At 68.0% G+C, this 1,061-nt stretch carries 1 protein-coding gene; it reads right to left on the reverse strand.

The genetic code is table 11. The annotated features are described in order from the left end of the window. Window positions 1-595: 595 nt before the first annotated feature. On the reverse strand, window positions 596-1,061 hold a 466-nt coding region (locus PKE44_RS17630; RefSeq protein WP_324553874.1), incomplete at its 5' end, for a sugar O-acetyltransferase.

Here is a 1,061-nt window from a genome sequence, read left to right on the forward strand (position 1 = left end):
AGTGCCGGCCTCGCCCCGCGCCGGGGCGGCGGCGCCCTGAAAAGCGTCGACGCCGGTGCTTGCGGTGTCGGCCTGGATGCCCCGGCATCGAAGCCGGTACTTCGCACCCCGGCGCCGGCCTTCCGGACCTCGGCGTCGACACCTGAAGTGTCGGCGTCGGCCCTTCAGGAGTCCCCGCGGCTGCCAAAGTATCGGCGTCGATACCTGAACAGTCGGCGCCGCTGTTTTTTGGGGCGGTGGCGCCGCAAAAAGGGGCGGCGAGGGGCTTCGGAACCCTGACCGGGACAGGTGGACCCCCGCCGTCGATTGTCCGGACATCCAGGCCGATGGGCAGGACACCGGCGCCGATGTGTCAGGCATCCGGGACGGAATCTGCCGTACCGGCGCAGGCTTGCGGGGTATCGACGGCAATGTTTCCGGTATCGCCGCCGGCCGCTCGGGTACCGGGCCGGATGTGGCGGACATCGGTGCCGGGACGGACGACACCGGCGTCGGGGTGGCGGGTTTCGACGGCGGGTGGTGCGCTGGCGGGGCCGGAGCGCGAAAGACGGGCTTCCTGCGTCCGCCCGCCCTGCGATCTGCCGGCTGAGGGGCCTTATCGGTTCAGCGGCCGGATGACGCGGCAGGGATTGCCGGCGGCGAAGACATCGGGTGGCAGCGAACGGGTGACGACGCTTCCTGCTCCGACGACGGTTCGGGCTCCGATCGTCACGCCCGGACAGATGACGGACGCGCCGCCGATCCAGACATCTTCCTCAAGGATCACGGGTTTGCCGGTTTCGGTTCCGGACCGCCGAATCTGGGCATCCATCGGATGGCTGACGGTGTAGATATGCACGCCCGGACCCAGCAGGGTGTTCGGTCCGATCGAGATACTGCAGGTGTCGAGCAGCACGCAGTTCGTGTTGCAGTAGCTGCCTGCGGCCGCATGGATGTTGTAGCCATAGTCACAGAAAAACGGCGGCGTCACCGCGAACTGCGCATGCGGGCCGAGGAGTTCCCGAACGATATCCGCTCGTTCCGCATCACCGTCCGCCGTAGAGAGTTTCCTGCAAAGCGCG

This window comes from Plasticicumulans sp., from assembly GCF_035331805.1.
In the GTDB taxonomy this organism is placed as follows: Bacteria; Pseudomonadota; Gammaproteobacteria; order Competibacterales; family Competibacteraceae; genus Plasticicumulans.